The following is a 15,359-nucleotide window of genomic DNA, read 5'->3' as shown; positions in this document are numbered from 1 at the left end:
TTAGCTCAGGTGGCTAGAGCGTTTGCTTGACATGCAAGAGGTCACAGGTTCAAGTCCTGTACCGCCCATCCTCCCAAAACGTTTACGCCAACGCACCTGAAACTGGACAATACCCTCCCTAAACAATATCAATTCTGATTGATGATTGTTCTTAAAAGGGTCCACTATTTTTGGTTATACCCGGTGCGGTTAGGAAACCCCACCTACCGGGGTCTGAGTGAACGTCGCGCTTAATCTTTTAGAAATGGTACAATATCCTCCTAAAACTAAAACTCCTACCCTTATCTTTTTTATTGGCAATCCCCTTTTAAATCGTGTAAAATTATTTCGTAAACAGTGTAGAAAAAAAGACGTTAAGTCTATTAAGACCAATTTTGAAACCTATCTGAATCAATATATGAGAGTGAATTGCAATGCGTGAACCCAATCAACCTGAAGATTACTTACAACGCTTACGCCATTCGACCGCGCACATCATGGCGTATGCCGTCCAACAACTATTCCCAGATGGCGAACGGACCGTTAAACTCGCAATCGGACCGCCGATTGAAAACGAGTTCTATTATGATATGGAGGTGCCGCGCCCCATCACACCCGACGATTTTCCTGAAATCGAAAAGCACATGAAGGCGATGATCAAAGCCAATGTGCCTTTCGAGCAAGAGGCATGGTCCTACGACGATGCTCGCACATGGTTCGGTGAACGCGATCAGAAATTCAAACTCGAATTAATCGACGGGATTTCGGATCGTGAAGTCAGTGCTACCGATGAGGGTGTTGATGAAGAAGGTGTTTCTATCTACCACAACGGCGATTTCACAGACCTCTGCAAGGGTCCACATGTTGAAAAAACACGCGAATGCCGATATTTCAAACTGCTCCGGGTTTCAGGAGCCTATTGGCGCGGTGATAGCAACCGTGAGCAGTTGCAACGCATCTATGGCACCGCATGGGAGACCAAAGCCGACCTTCAGGCGTACTTGACACAACGCGAAGAAGCCGCCAAACGCGACCATCGTAAACTCGGACGCGAATTGGAACTCTTCCAAATGCATCCCGAATCCCCCGGAAGCGCATTTTGGCTTCCGAAAGGCACACTCATCTATAATCTCCTCTCGGAAAAGGTGCGGAAACTCTATCTCAGTGAAGGCTATCAGGAGGTTCGGACACCGCTCATCTACGATAGTAGTCTCTGGAAGACCTCCGGACATTGGGAACATTTTAAAGACGATATGTTCCTCGTCGAAAATGAAGATGGCGAAGCGACGAGTGCTTTGAAACCGATGAACTGTCCGGCACACATGTTAATCTATAAAAGTGTGCGCCACAGCTATCGTGATTTACCCTATCGTCTGCACGACCAAGGCGTGTTGCATCGTAACGAAGCCACAGGGACACTGACCGGTTTGTCGCGTGTGCGTCAGATGTGTCAAGATGATGCACACAATTTCGTCACCGAAGACCAGATTGCTGATGAATATGAACGGATTCTTGGACTCTTCCAACGTATCTACGGCACGTTTGATCTACCGTTTCGATGCGATTTGAGTACACGCAACCCTGAGAAGTTTATGGGCGATGTAGAGGTCTGGAATCGAGCGGAGACAATCCTTGAGGACGTGTTGAAAAACAACCGGATTGAGCACACTATTGATCCCGGGGAAGCCGCATTCTACGGACCTAAGATGGATTTTCAGGTTCGGGATTCACTCAACCGAGACGTGCAGTGTGCTACCGTGCAACTCGATTTCCAGCTGCCTGAACGGTTTGAACTCATCTACGTCGCGCCAGACGGATCTGAAAAGCGTCCTGTGGTTATTCATCGCGCGATTTGCGGGAGTTTTGAACGCTTTATCGCGATGCTGATTGAGCATTACGCCGGGGCATTTCCGACATGGCTCTCGCCTATCCAGTGCGTCGTGATGACGATTAGTCAACGCTTCGTTGATTACGGCAAAGAGGTCGAACACCTTCTGTTGCAAAAAGGGTGTCGTGTTGCATTGGACAATAGCGATGACAAGATTGGCGCGAAGATCCGTCAAGCCCGTTTGCAACGTGTGCCGTACATGTTAATTATCGGTGGACGTGAGCAGGAAAGCCGCACGGTCAGCGTCCGCAGCCGCGATGAAGGCGACATCGGTGCGATGGCACTTGATACTTTCGTTGACAAAATTGTTCAAGAAGCCGACTTAGACTTTTAATTGGCAATCAGTTATCAGCAGTCGGCAGTCAGAAAGAGAATCTTGTGGTGGTTATCGTAAACATTCCTGCCATACTGTGTCCTACTGACAGCCGAAGGCTGACGGCTGATAGCCATTCCAAAAAGGAGCATACCGAATGTATAAAATTTTGACAGTCAAGCCTTTTAAATATAGTCTTACAATTTTCGCACTCTTCGTTGGTATCACAATTTTCAGTAGTTGCAGTTCCTCTAAGCAGGTCACTCGTGTCGATGCCGATACTACGATTGATCTGTCTGGACGTTGGAACGATACCGATTCGCGTATGGTCGCCGACGACATCATTCAGGACTGCTTAACACACCCTTGGATCAATGATCACGGTATAAACGCCGGTACGAAACCGGTTGTAATCGTCGGAGGTATTCGCAATAAGAGCATGGAACATATCCCCGTTGCTACGTTTATCACCGACATCGAGCGCGCTTTCATTAATTCTGGAAAGGTGCGGACTGTCTCAAGCTCAAGTGAGCGCGGTGAAATTCGCGAAGAGCGTGCCGACCAAGGCGAATTCGCTGCAATCGAAACCGTTAAACGGATGGGACGTGAACTCGGTGCCGATTACATGATGACCGGTGAAATCAACACCATCGAAGATCGAGAGGGCGGCGACCAAGTTATCTTCTACCAAACAGACCTGACATTGACGAACATTGAAACTAACGAGAAGATTTGGATCGGTAACAAGAAAATCAAAAAGTTTGTCGGACGTGACAAGTTTAAAATGTAGAGGAACGGCTATCGGCTTTCGGCAGTCAGCAAAGAGGTTTCCGTTCTGATGACTGATGGTTAAACTGATGGCTACTCTGAAAGCCGACGGAAACCGATGGAAACCGATTGCCACTCTTATGATTAAAACACTCTCTTTCCTGTTCATTACTTGTCTGATAATCGGATGCGGCGGCTATAAGATGCAAGACCTCCAAATCGCATTGGAGGCGGGAGAAACAGAAAAAGCCTATACGAACCTTCAGAAAAATGCCTCGAAAAAGTCTGACATCCCTTTTCTGTTTGAATTAGGATTAGTTGCCCATTACGCCAATCATTTCCAAGAAAGCAACGCGGCGTTCGATCAAGCAGGCGATATCGCTGAAGACCGGTATACCAAAAGCGTTTCAAAAGAGGTTGTTTCGCTCGTTACCTCTGATCAGATGCGTCCGTATCCGGGCACCCGATATGAACGGCTTTTGAGCCACTATTACCGGGCACTCAACTATATCTACCAAGGTCAGTTAGACGGTGCGCTGGTAGAATGTCGTCGGGCAACGGCTCTCATCAACTACTTCAAAGGTGAAGACGAAAATTACGATTTCTTCGGCGCAGGATTTCTTGCGCACCTCTCTGGTGTTCTCTTTGAAGCCACTGGTGAATGGAATGATGCCTACATCTCTTACAAACAGGCTGCAGCATACTATAGAAACGCATCAGAGAAAACGGGTGTAGCGATACCAGCGGACATCGGGCGTTCGCTGGTCGGGTTGGCACGCAAACTCGGTTTCGTCGACGAGCTGGCGCGTTATGAGGAACAGTATGGAAAGTTTTCTGTCCGTCCTGAAAACACCGGCGAACTGATTCTTTTTTATGAAAGCGGCTACGTTCCGCCGAAAGGTGAGGACGCTTTGACGTTTCCGATTCTGAAAACAGACGATGTGGACGATGACAAGTTTGTGCCGGCACTTATAGGGCGCGAGGGAAGGGTGTATAAAGAGATTGAATTGGAATATCTGCTACGTGTCGCTATCCCGAAAATTGACTCCCATCGACCCCTTTTCTCAGGGATCGAAGTTGCGGTTGGAGCGGTGAAAGCGAAGGGTGTGCTTGTGGAGGATGTAGAGAACAGCGCAATAGAAACTTTCAAGGCGCAACGCACTGGGATTCTCTTGCGAACCTTAGTCCGAGCTGTAGGGAAATACTTGCTCTACCGAAAAGCAAACAAGGAAAATGAAGCCTTAGGACTCCTTGTAAACCTCGCTGGTGCCGTGACAGAACAGGCGGACACACGTTCTTGGCAAACGCTTCCGAATCAAATTTTTATCGTGCGGATGCCTCTGCCCGCAGGCACGCATACACTCAATCTTTCCTTTTTAGACGCGAACGGAAGGGTCGGTGAACGCGATTCTGTGCCAAAAATCAAGATTAACCCGAATCGGATAACTTTTTGGAATCACCGAACATATTTTTAATTCTTTAATTTTACCTTGCGGGAGAACAACGCTCATTTGAGCCAAGAATATGCTTTCTTGAGCATCCGCTCTCCATTTCATTACGAGCTACAGGTCCGATTTTAAGAAGAATCTACAGAATAATCGAGGACCTGCTCCGATAAGGTCTTTCCAGTGGGGAAATCCATCTGTGTAGCCAAGGATTCATAAATTTAAAAATGCAACGCATCTATTTAGATTACAACGCCACAACACCCCTTCGTCCCGAAGTCATAGACGCAATGACACCGTATCTCACCGAGGCATTCGGTAACGGTTCGAGCATCCACGCATACGGCCGCGAGGCACGCACGGCGATCGACACCGCCCGCGAGCAGGTCGCGGATCTCATCGGTGCCAAAAGTCCGAGTGAGATTGTTTTCACCGGAAGCGGCACCGAAGCAGACAACCACGCCATTAAAGGATTGACTGAACTGGGAAAGAGCCGGGGCAACGGAAACCATATCATCACTTCCTCTGTGGAGCATCACGCTGTCTTGCATACGTGTCAATATCTGGAGCAACGCGATTTTGAGATAACCTACCTCCCCGTAGACAGATACGGACGAATCCGTATTGAACAACTCCGTGAAGCAGTCCGTGATACGACAGTCCTGATCTCTATCATGCACGTCAACAACGAGAATGGCACCGTCCAACCGCTCGAAGAGATATGCGAGATCGCGCAGGAACACGAGATCCCTCTCCACACCGATGCCGTGCAATCGGTCGGCAAATTGGAGATGAACGTTCAAAAACTCGGTGTGAACCTCCTCGCGTTTTCTGGGCACAAGATTTACGCCCCCAAAGGCATTGGTGTCCTCTACATTCGCCGCGGCACCCGACTGGCAAACCTCGTTCACGGGGGGGCGCATGAACGCAACCGACGCGCTGGATCTGAAAATGTCCCTGCCATTGTCGGCTTAGGTATTGCTGCCGATCTTGCGAAACAGGAGCAGAACACCTACGCACAGCATCTCGACGCTTTAACCCAAAGACTCCGCGAAGGCTTGGATGCACACATCGATCGCTTGCACTACAATGGACACCCTGACCACTGTGCGCCCGGCACGCTTAACGTCTCGTTTGAAGCGGTAGAGGGTGAAAGTCTCATCTTACGTTTGGACATGGAGGGTATCTGTGTCTCGACGGGTTCAGCGTGTACCTCCGGTTCTATGGAACCGTCGCACGTTCTCGCCGCGCTCGGCTTACCCCCGCGTTTGGCACAAGGCACAGTCCGCTTTTCCTTGGGTAGGAACACAACTGAAACCGAGATTGATGAAGTGATTACCAAATTACCGAAGGTCATCCAGCAAATGCGCACCTTGTATAGAGGATAGAATTCCCATCTCCATCGAATCGGGGTAGATGCGGTTTCTAACCGCATCGGTTTTCCATCCTGTAACCTCTTCACGCCAATCCCATAGCATACTTGTAGAAATACCGAACTGCAACAAGCCCCTTTTTGTGCAATCAAAAAAGACAACTGTCCTTTTTCGTGCAGTCTAATCCCTCATAACTACACGAATTACCGCAAATTCAGCACTTTTTGTATTGGCACGGAAATTGCTTTTATCTCCATATCAACACTTTTGTTCCTTGGAGGTAAAGACAAATGCGCGGAAAAATAACCTCAGGTGCTCTTATAACCTCGTTGGCACTTCATGCTGTCATCATATGTGTTGCTGGACTCTATCTGCTTGCGCTAACTGCGCCGCTCAAAGATCTGATAGGCATCGAAATTCTCTATCCCAAAGAGCCCCCGAAGCCTAAAGTGGGAAGAAAACTCGTCGTGAAACCTATCGTGAAACCAACGGTTCCAACGCAAAAAACTGTTGTTGGACAGATTCAGGTGCAACCGCGTGTAACAACTGTGTTGCCTCGCGAGTCAAATTTCCAAGCACAGACAGTAATCGAATTTTCAAGCCAAACCGTCAAAGTCCAACCGCCAATAGATCCGGATGTACCGAAAGTAGTAACGCTAAACCCAGCGGCGCAGGCAGATGTGATATACGGTGATTTACTGGTATCAGATGCTCCCGATGCCTTGGCATTCTCTGCCCCCGTGGTAACAGTCCCTTCCGCTCGAATGAGAAATGTCAACCGTGGTATCGCTGGGTGGTTAAAGGTCACGCTTGAACGCCCACCGGGACTCTCAATGGTTGAAAACGTCGGTGCCGCACGCGATGCACTTGGTGATGTGGTCGAGAATATTACGCTTTCTAACTACGTCGTCCCGCCCCTTCCGAAAGGCGAACCGGGTGGACGCGTCATCGGTAAAGGTAAGGACATCCGAGGTATCCTCCGTTTTGCCCGGGTTCGGCACGATCTTTCTGACTGGTGGGCGGACGCCTCCGCTCTTAACGCATTGACGCAATGGCTCAACGAACGCACCAAGATTAAAACCGATATGAATGTTGAAGGCGGTGCATTGAAACTCACCGATGCGAGTCTCTTCAAAACGCCCCTCGTTTTTATGACAGGACATGATCCAGCAGTTGTCCGATCTCGCGATCTTCTGGGGAAAAATTATGGTGCCGGTAGAATAGATGGTCGTTTCTCTAACAACGAAGCAGCAGGACTGCGTCGCTATCTCGTCGAAAAAGGTGGATTCCTCGTTTTTGACGATTGCGGTGTAGATGCTCCTGCACAAGCGATGGTTCGCCTCTTTCTCTCGCAGATGCACTACGTTATGCCTGAATACCACATTGAGCGGATTTCCAACAATCACGAAATTTATAATAACTTCTATGGGATGGGCGGACCTCCAATCGGATACGACATTTTCTGGTGGGGCACACGTCCACCGAAACGGAACTTCCTTGAAGGTATCTCCGTCGGTGAGAAATTATCGGTTATCGTTGTTCGTCGTGATTACATGTGCGCGATGGAAACTGTCAGCTACCCGACGCGGAGTGTCCACTATTCCCCAGGGGTCTACCGTTTCATGACGAACGTTGTGATATATGCGTTGACGCACGGCTCGATCTCTGATTACTCCGGTTATGTTCCTGAATCCGCGCTAATCAAGAAAGCACTCCCAAAGCATGCACCTGCCGCTGCGAGGGTCAGTGGTTTTGAGTAGTATTTTATCTTTCTGCGCGTACACGCTTTTTCTTGATAGTTTTTGTCAAACATGCTACTATCCTCACAACGGATTGTGGTGTGGTGAAAGATTTTGATAATCCTTCCGCCCACTACTGCCTCAATTATCAATCACTTCATTTCACGATTGGCACATAATTAAAAATATGGAAATTCGCTGTATTAATGCCTATCAAGTTGATCTCCCACTCTATGAAGGCAGTTATAACTGGTCGGGCGGAAAATCTGTATCCGTATTTGACAGCACCATTGTCTCAATTGAAACGGACGAAGGCATCACCGGCTACGGTGAGGTTTGTCCGTTGGGACCTTTCTATCTCCCCGCTTATGCGGCAGGCACCCGCACCGGCATCGCTGAACTCGCACCACATCTCATCGGCGAAGATCCGACACAACTGCTTCCGCTCAACCAACGCATGGATATTGCCCTCAAGGGACACCCGTATGTGAAATCAGCGATCGACACAGCGTGTTGGGATATTCTCGGTAAGGTTTCAAACCAATCGGTTTGTACGCTTCTCGGTGGAAGGTATGGGTCGGATTTCATGCTCTATCGTGCGATTTCGCAACAATCTCCCGACGAGATGGCGGCAAAAGTCGCCACCTATCGTGCGGAAGGATACCGCAAATTCCAGTTAAAAGTAGGCGGCGATCCGAACACCGATATCGAACGTATCCGAGCGGTTGCTGAACTGATGGAACCCGGAGATGTCCTCATTGCAGATGCGAACACGGGTTGGTTGATGCACGAAGCCGCCCGCGTCGTCCGAGGCGTAAGCGATGTAGACGTCTACATCGAACAACCCTGTCTTTCCTATGAAGAATGCCTTGCGATCCGTCAACGCACAAGTCACCCCTTCGTTCTTGACGAGACGATAGACAGCATTCAAGCGTTGCTACGCGGTCATGGCGATCAGGGGATGGATGTCGTCAACATCAAGATTAGCAAATTCGGCGGACTGACCAAAGCGAAACTGGCGAGAGACTTATGCGTTGAACTCGGAGTTGCGATGACGATCGAAGATAGCTGGGGTGGTGATATTACAACCGCTGCCATTGCCCATCTCGCGCACAGTACACCGACGGCATTTCTTTTCACGGCAACCGATTTCAATAGCTACGTCACCGTCAGCACGGCGGCAGGGGCACCCCAACGAACTAACGGCAGGATGGCAGCCTCAACGCAACCGGGCTTGGGAATCGTCCCTGATATGGATGTGTTAGGTGAAGCGATCATCCGTGTGGAGTAAATGGTTGTATGCAGATCAGAATTTTATCCGCCGCCGATGTCCGAACAGCCCTACCGATGCCCAAAGCAATTGAGGCGATGCGGCATGCCTATGGTCAACTTTCAGCAGGCAAGGTGGACGCGCCGCCACGGCAACACATTGCCACTGACAAAGGCGTTACGCTCCTAATGCCTGCTCATCTGCCTGAACACAGCGAGTTCGGCATCAAAGTCGTCTCGGTTTACGACGATAATCCGAACCTCAATTTGCCTCGCATCACCGCGACAGTTTTAGTACTCGACCCAGCGACAGGACTCCCAAAAGCATTCATGGACGGCAGCAGCCTCACTGCTATCCGAACTGGAGCCGGTGCTGGCGTAGCCGCAGATGTGCTTGCTCGACAAGACGCGAAAACCGTTGGCTTGTTCGGAGCGGGCGTGCAGGCGAGGACACAATTGCAGGCAGTGCTGGCAGTCAGAAAGATCGCGCACGTCAATCTCATCAGCCGCACAAAAGCCTCAGCACAACAACTTGCCACTGAGATTTCAGAAGGGGTAGATGCCCCGGAAGTCAATCTCGCATCCACTCCACAACAGGTAGTCGAGGACGCAGACATCGTTATTTGTGCAACGACCTCGGCAACCCCACTTTTTGACGGAAAGGCTCTGCGACCAGGGACACACATCACAGCCGTTGGCACGTTTGTCCCAGAAAAAAGGGAAGTTGATACGACAACGATCAGAAGAGCATCCCGAATTGTGGTCGATTCGCGGGAAGCCTGTTTGGAAGAGGCGGGAGATCTGATTATTCCAAAGGCTGAAATTGATGCGGAAATCGGCGAAATCGTCAATGGCGACAAGCAGGGACGCCAATCAGACCACGAAATCACATTCTTCAAATCGGTTGGCGTGGCGGTGCAAGATGCGGTCGCAGGATCGGTGGTACTTGCAGAAGCAGAAGCCAAAGGGTTAGGCACCATCGTTGAAATGGCTCTTTAATTTTACCTTGCGGAGGAACAACGTGCCTTTGTATTTTAACGTGCGTTCCTTCTATCCGCCTGCGTGTTTTTGCTTGGGGTTTTTGCTTGGGCGTTTCTGCGTATTGTTGCAGGCTACGGTTTGGAGTCATGTTTAACTACAGAGCCATTCAAGTGTCGGTTTTTTGAACATTCACGCGAAGGCATCTCGAACTGGAACTCGCTCCTACAACGAAGGATTCCCAGGCAGAAAATCGAAATTATGGGAGAATTGAATGCCTTTGCTGACTACCGTTTTTGATATTGACAAAAAAAGCAAATCGTATAAAATAGGGGCATATTTTTCTACGACCTTCAACTTTAGCAAACGCAGCCACGAACTGATCAGAAACCTGCCCGTAATGAAATGGAGGGCAGATCAGGAGGCCATAAATTAAAAAATGGAAAAGACGCACCTACTTCAGGCACCACACCTTCACGCAATTGCACGTAACATCTTTGTCGCTGCTGGTGCATCGCGGCACATCGCAGAGGATGTCTCTGAAATCCTTGTCAATGCTAACCTTGCTGGACACGACTCACACGGTGTGCTGCGCGTTCCCGCTTATCTACGTGGCATTGACACCGGACATCTGAACCCGACTGCGGAACCCAAAATCCTCGCGGACACCCCGAATACTTTACGCGTTGATGGGCAACGCGGCTTCGGGCACTACGTCTCGCGCTGGTCAATTAGCAAAGCCATTGAGAAGGCAAAAACCGCTGTCTCCTGCTCTGTTAGCATCAGCAACACTGGACATATCGGACGCTTGGGTGAATATGCAGAAGCAGCAGCGAAAGCTGGATGTATCGGACTTATCAGCGTCGGGTCGGGTGGTAAAGGCGGGGGACCGACAGTCCCCTATGGTGGTTCGCAAGGCACCTTTAGCACAAATCCGATCGCTTTGGGCGTGCCGACTGGCGACGACAGTCCCTTTATCGTTGACTACGCAACGAGCATGGTTGCTGAAGGGAAGATACAGGTCGCGCGAAGCAAAGGGATTGATTTACCTGAGGGCTGCATCCTTGATAAAAACGGGATGCCGAGCGTCAAGCCCGCCGATTTCTATGATGGCGGTGCGCTCCTCGCATTCGGGAAACATAAAGGTTACGCACTCGCTATGTTCACCTGTCTCCTCGGTGGATTGGCAGGAACATTTGACACAGAAAGCGGCAGGATGGGTGGCATTTTCATGCAAGCGATTGATGTCAACGCCTTCACACCAGTCGAAGAATACCAGCAAGGCGTGCGCGCCTTCTTAGACGGCATTAAATCCACACCGCCAGCACACGGCTTCGATGAAGTCCTCGTTCCCGGTGATTTTGAACACCGATTCCGCACCCAGCGGTTAGTAGAAGGCGTTGAGATACCCGATACCATCTACAATCAACTTCAAGAGTGCGCAGACACACTCGGTATTTCCATCGGCGAAGACACTGTCAAGGAAGACGACAAGGCACACTACAGCTTTTAATTATACCTTGCGGAGTAACATCGGGCGTTTGGACTTTGACGGACGTTTCTCAAATCCGCCTGCGCCGATGTTGCAGGCTACGGGTTTGTTTAAAGAGGGCATAGTCCGTAATGAAATGGAGGGTTTTTGATAGGGTATTTCTTCAGATATACGAAATGCACGCTAAGATTCAGACCCACCTCACTGAACCGAAGGAAAATTTAAAAAATGGAAAGGCACATATTTGAAGCCGCACATCTTCAGGCATTTACGAACACCCTATTTGTAGCGGCAGGCACACCGCAGCACATCGCGGATAACGTTGCCGAGATTTTGATAAAAGCCAACCTCGCTGGGCACGATTCGCACGGCGTGCTTCGGATTCCCTCCTATCTTGCGGGGATTGAAGGCGGCGGTATCCGTCCCGATGCCGAGCCAGATGTGCGACAGGAAACCGATACTACACTCCACATTGATGGTGGAAACGGGTTTGGACACTATACCGCGCGTTATGCGGTCCGACGTGCGATCGAAAAAGCGCAAACTGCGCGCACCTGTTTTGCGACACTCACTCGGACGGGACATATCGGCAGAGTCGGGGAATATGCTCAAGAAGCCGCGGAATCAGGGTATATCGGAATCGTCACTGTTGGTGGTGGTTCAAAGGGCGGCGGACGCATCCTTCCCTTCGGTGGAGCGGTTGGCGCGCTCGGCACGAACCCGATCGCTATCGGTGTACCGACGGGTGATGACACGCCATTCCTCATCGACTTCGCGACGAGCATGATCGCAAACGGTAAAACCTACGTCGCCGACAGTGAAAATCGCGACTTGCCCGAAGGATGTGTTGTTGACAAACACGGCAATCCGACCGTAAAAACCGCTGAATATAACGATGGCGGACATCTTCTTGCCTTTGGGCGGCATAAAGGCTACGCGCTTTCCCTATTTGTGGCACTGATCGGTGGATTGGGAGGTGCATTCAATACTGAAGCCGGACAGATGGGCGGTCTCCACATGCAGGTGATTGATGTCAATGCGTTTACACCCCTCGAAGAATATCAAAAAGGGGTTCGATCATTTTTAGACACAATCAAGGCAACACCGCCTGCCGCCGGTTTCGACGAGGTGTTAGCCCCCGGGGATTTTGAAGCAAATACCCGAGCACACCGTCTCGCAAACGGCATTGATATACCGGATACCATCTATCAGCAACTTCGCGAGTGCGCCGAAAAATGGAATGTCCCTATGGCACAAGCCCAGTAGATTCCTCTCGTAATGGAGCGGTGCCCAGAGGTCAATCGTTAGAAATATGCAATTCAAGCACCTTTTTCTCACAATAACCGCTTTATTAATGCTGCCACACACCGTGGTCGCCCAAGTACAACACACCTTATTTAGGCATGGCAGCAGCGTCCAAACGGTCGCATATTCTCCCGTGAATCCTTCCGTCGTTGCCAGTGCGGGAGATAATGGCGAAATAAAACTGTGGAACCTGCGGAACGGGACCTCGGTAACGTTGGGTCGCCACGATGATACCGTCAATTCCATCGCTTTCTCCCCAGACGGCACACTTCTCGTCAGCGGTGGCGACGATTATGTCCTGAAATTGTGGAATGTCACACACAAACATCATATCACAACCCGCGAGCATATTACCGACCGCACCCGTTCACAAGTCAAAGCGGTCACCTTCTCTCCAAACGGTAGCATGATAGCGACTGGGGGTAGACATGCGAAACTCTGGGATGTCTACACTCGCAACCAAATAGTTACCTTCGAGCACCATGACTGGGTCTGGGCGGTTGCGTTTTCCAGCGATGGCAAGCTGCTCGCCACGGGGGATAACAGTGGACAGGTTAACATCTGGAATCTTCAAAGTCAACGGGCTGTTACGCAATTCCATGCTGATTCCGATTCGGTGTATACCGTTCAGTTCTCCCCAGACGACCAAATCCTTGCGGCGGCTGGTTACGAAGGGAACGTCAAGTTATGGACAGTACCGACTTGGATACCACACGGCACGCTAACCTCTAATGGCACAATCTCCGATATTAGTTTTTCGCCTGATAGCAGCAAGCTTGCCACCACAGGCTACACAGCTGTCAACCTGTGGGGGGTTAACACCGGCGAGAATATCGGCACGCTCACAGGACACACAGGTTGGGTCAGGGGTGCCGCCTTTTCTCCGGACGGAAGTGCACTCATCAGCGGTGGTGCCGACAGAACGGTTCGAATTTGGGACGTAACACCCCATAGTAATCTGAATCAAGATAGCAGTCTGAATCAAGATATGGTCCGAATTGTCTATTTCACTCCGCAAGACCGCCTCGCACAACCGGGTATCTGGAATAAACTGGATACGCTCATAAGGCGCGTACAGCGCTTTTATGCAGACCAGATGGAAATTAACGGATTTGGTGGGAAAACCTTCACGTATGAAACCCATGAAAATGGAATCCTACACGTCTACCACGTTGAGGGGCAGTTCAGAGATCCATATTACCGTACAAACACAGCAAACAAGATTTATAAGGAAGTAGCCTCTCAGCTTGACACGGGAAAGCACGTCTATCTTATCGTTGCAGAGATGAGCAGTGAGTCTATTGGGGTAGAAAATAAATGTGGCATCGGCGGTGGCAATTGGTATGAAAATGAGCTTTTGGTAAGAACACAAGGTGGACAGGCTATTATATCTGCCTCCGGCACGTGTTTCGAGGGTACGTACGGTATTGTTGTAGCAGCGCATGAACTCGGGCACGCTTTCGGCTTAGAGCACGACTTTCGCGATGCCTCATATATCATGTCCTACGGCGCATCGCCCGACCGATTGTCCAAGTGTGCCGCCAAATGGTTGAATGTAAACCGTTTTTTCAACACCGACCAAACCGCCTTTGATGAACCGACATCGATTCAGATGCTCACACCATCGGCTTACCTGCCGAACGCCAAAAATTTCACGCTCCAATTTGAAGTAACGGACGCAGATGGTATCCATCAAGCCCAGTTACTTGTCCCAGTGACCGCAGCCGATCCAGCACCGGGCATTAAGTTGCACAGTTGTAAGGATTTAAACACGCAAAGCAGTACCCTTGAGTTCAGTGCTCCAATATTAACGACTCACCAAGTTAACGACATAGCACTTCAAGTGATTGATGTATATGGAAATATTCGGCGGCAGAATTACACACTCAAAGCAGAGAACTCCCAACTTTCCAGAAAAAACGCCGATGTCAACAAAGATGGAACCGTCAACATAGCCGACCTTGTATTGGTTGCTTCAAATTTCGGCAAAACTATTAAGGGTAAACCGAATAGAAATCCCGATGTTAACAGCGACGGAATTGTCAATGTTGTCGATCTTCTCTTGGTTGCAAGCCTCTTACCTGATGCGTCAGCAGCACCCGCGCTACTTACTCAAGAGATGCCCGCATTCACAGCAACAGATCTAAAGCAGTGGATTCGCCAAGCCAAGAATTACAATAACCAAACGGATTCCTTATCCTCTCATCCAGACAAAATAAAAAAAGGAATTGTCGTGCTCGAGCAACTCCTCGTAACCTTAGCAATTCCAACAGAAACCCATCTCTTAGCGAACTACCCGAACCCGTTCAACCCAGAGACATGGATACCCTTTCAGTTATCGGAGCCTGCGGAAGTGAGATTACACATTTACGCTATAGATGGGACACCGGTGCGGACGTTGGCGTTGGGACATCAACCGGCTGGAACGTATCATAACAAAAGCCGTGCTGCGTATTGGGATGGTCGAAACGAACAGGCAGAACGCGTGGCGAGTGGCGTTTATTTTTATCACTTGTCAGCAGGGGATTTCACAGCAACAGGGAAAATGCTGATAAAGAAGTAGAATAGCCATCAGCAGTCAGCAATCAGCGAACAAGGTTGCAAATCTCGCCCAAGCTGCAGGATCAGATAGGTGCGGTTTGGTGAAGTTTAAGAAAATATTCCAATAATTCCACAAAGGGCAGATGGCGATCAAGCAGCGTCCCTAATCCTGTGAATTCTCTAATCCTGTAAATCCTGATTCAGACAATAAGAACTTCCTACAACCAATCGCCAACACCCAAACCTTTGACAAAATATTTACACACCCG

Annotated in this window: 10 protein-coding genes and 1 tRNA gene; all 11 read left to right on the top strand. The window is 49.7% G+C overall.

Going from position 1 to position 15,359, the window contains the following annotated elements; translation table 11 throughout:
- The 11 genes from J4G07_14000 (at position 1) to J4G07_13950 (ending at position 15,112) form a co-directional block, all read left to right on the top strand.
- Positions 1 to 68: transfer RNA gene (locus J4G07_14000), tRNA-Val, on the top strand.
- 345 nt (positions 69 to 413) lie between these two features.
- Complete coding sequence (gene thrS, locus J4G07_13995) at positions 414 to 2,201, top strand: threonine--tRNA ligase (GenBank protein ID MCE2415108.1); 1,788 nt, start codon at positions 414 to 416, stop codon at positions 2,199 to 2,201.
- 136 nt (positions 2,202 to 2,337) lie between these two features.
- Positions 2,338 to 2,970 carry a penicillin-binding protein activator LpoB gene (locus J4G07_13990; GenBank protein MCE2415107.1) on the top strand — a complete coding sequence of 211 codons (633 nt, stop codon included), beginning with the start codon at positions 2,338 to 2,340 and terminating at the stop codon, positions 2,968 to 2,970.
- A 67-nt stretch (positions 2,971 to 3,037) separates the two neighbouring features.
- Positions 3,038 to 4,423, top strand: a complete 1,386-nt coding sequence (locus J4G07_13985; protein MCE2415106.1) for a hypothetical protein — start codon at positions 3,038 to 3,040, stop codon at positions 4,421 to 4,423.
- Between the two features lie 197 nt (positions 4,424 to 4,620).
- Positions 4,621 to 5,781 carry a cysteine desulfurase NifS gene (gene nifS, locus J4G07_13980; protein MCE2415105.1) on the top strand — a complete coding sequence of 387 codons (1,161 nt, stop codon included), beginning with the start codon at positions 4,621 to 4,623 and terminating at the stop codon, positions 5,779 to 5,781.
- A 275-nt stretch (positions 5,782 to 6,056) separates the two neighbouring features.
- Positions 6,057 to 7,526: a DUF4159 domain-containing protein gene (locus J4G07_13975; protein ID MCE2415104.1), complete on the top strand. Its 1,470-nt coding sequence runs from the start codon at positions 6,057 to 6,059 to the stop codon at positions 7,524 to 7,526.
- A 166-nt stretch (positions 7,527 to 7,692) separates the two neighbouring features.
- Positions 7,693 to 8,796 (top strand): mandelate racemase/muconate lactonizing enzyme family protein, encoded by a 1,104-nt coding sequence (locus J4G07_13970; protein MCE2415103.1) that lies wholly within the window; start codon positions 7,693 to 7,695, stop codon positions 8,794 to 8,796.
- An 8-nt stretch (positions 8,797 to 8,804) separates the two neighbouring features.
- Positions 8,805 to 9,773: an ornithine cyclodeaminase family protein gene (locus J4G07_13965; GenBank protein MCE2415102.1), complete on the top strand. Its 969-nt coding sequence runs from the start codon at positions 8,805 to 8,807 to the stop codon at positions 9,771 to 9,773.
- Positions 9,774 to 10,191: 418 nt separating this feature from the next.
- Complete coding sequence (locus J4G07_13960; protein MCE2415101.1) at positions 10,192 to 11,265, top strand: Ldh family oxidoreductase; 1,074 nt, start codon at positions 10,192 to 10,194, stop codon at positions 11,263 to 11,265.
- 207 nt (positions 11,266 to 11,472) lie between these two features.
- Positions 11,473 to 12,510, top strand: coding sequence for an Ldh family oxidoreductase (locus J4G07_13955; GenBank protein ID MCE2415100.1), 1,038 nt, complete (start codon positions 11,473 to 11,475; stop codon positions 12,508 to 12,510).
- Positions 12,511 to 12,556: 46 nt separating this feature from the next.
- Complete coding sequence (locus J4G07_13950; protein ID MCE2415099.1) at positions 12,557 to 15,112, top strand: T9SS type A sorting domain-containing protein; 2,556 nt, start codon at positions 12,557 to 12,559, stop codon at positions 15,110 to 15,112.
- Positions 15,113 to 15,359 lie beyond the last annotated feature (247 nt).

This window comes from Candidatus Poribacteria bacterium, assembly GCA_021295715.1.
Lineage (GTDB): Bacteria > Poribacteria > WGA-4E > WGA-4E > WGA-3G > WGA-3G.
Note: the sequence above shows the minus strand (reverse complement) of the source record. Positions and strands in the feature narration are given on the sequence as shown.

Excerpts from the sequence above, each read along its gene's own strand:
- thrS (MCE2415108.1), top strand. The coding sequence starts at position 414 with ATGCGTGAACCCAATCAACCTGAAGATTACTTACAACGCTTACGCCAT.
- J4G07_13960 (MCE2415101.1), top strand. The coding sequence starts at position 10,192 with ATGGAAAAGACGCACCTACTTCAGGCACCACACCTTCACGCAATTGCA.
- J4G07_13955 (MCE2415100.1), top strand. The coding sequence starts at position 11,473 with ATGGAAAGGCACATATTTGAAGCCGCACATCTTCAGGCATTTACGAAC.
- J4G07_13970 (MCE2415103.1), top strand. The coding sequence starts at position 7,693 with ATGGAAATTCGCTGTATTAATGCCTATCAAGTTGATCTCCCACTCTAT.
- J4G07_13985 (MCE2415106.1), top strand. The coding sequence starts at position 3,038 with ATGGCTACTCTGAAAGCCGACGGAAACCGATGGAAACCGATTGCCACT.
- J4G07_13975 (MCE2415104.1), top strand. The coding sequence starts at position 6,057 with ATGCGCGGAAAAATAACCTCAGGTGCTCTTATAACCTCGTTGGCACTT.
- J4G07_13990 (MCE2415107.1), top strand. The coding sequence starts at position 2,338 with ATGTATAAAATTTTGACAGTCAAGCCTTTTAAATATAGTCTTACAATT.
- J4G07_13950 (MCE2415099.1), top strand. The coding sequence starts at position 12,557 with ATGCAATTCAAGCACCTTTTTCTCACAATAACCGCTTTATTAATGCTG.
- J4G07_13965 (MCE2415102.1), top strand. The coding sequence starts at position 8,805 with ATGCAGATCAGAATTTTATCCGCCGCCGATGTCCGAACAGCCCTACCG.
- nifS (MCE2415105.1), top strand. The coding sequence starts at position 4,621 with ATGCAACGCATCTATTTAGATTACAACGCCACAACACCCCTTCGTCCC.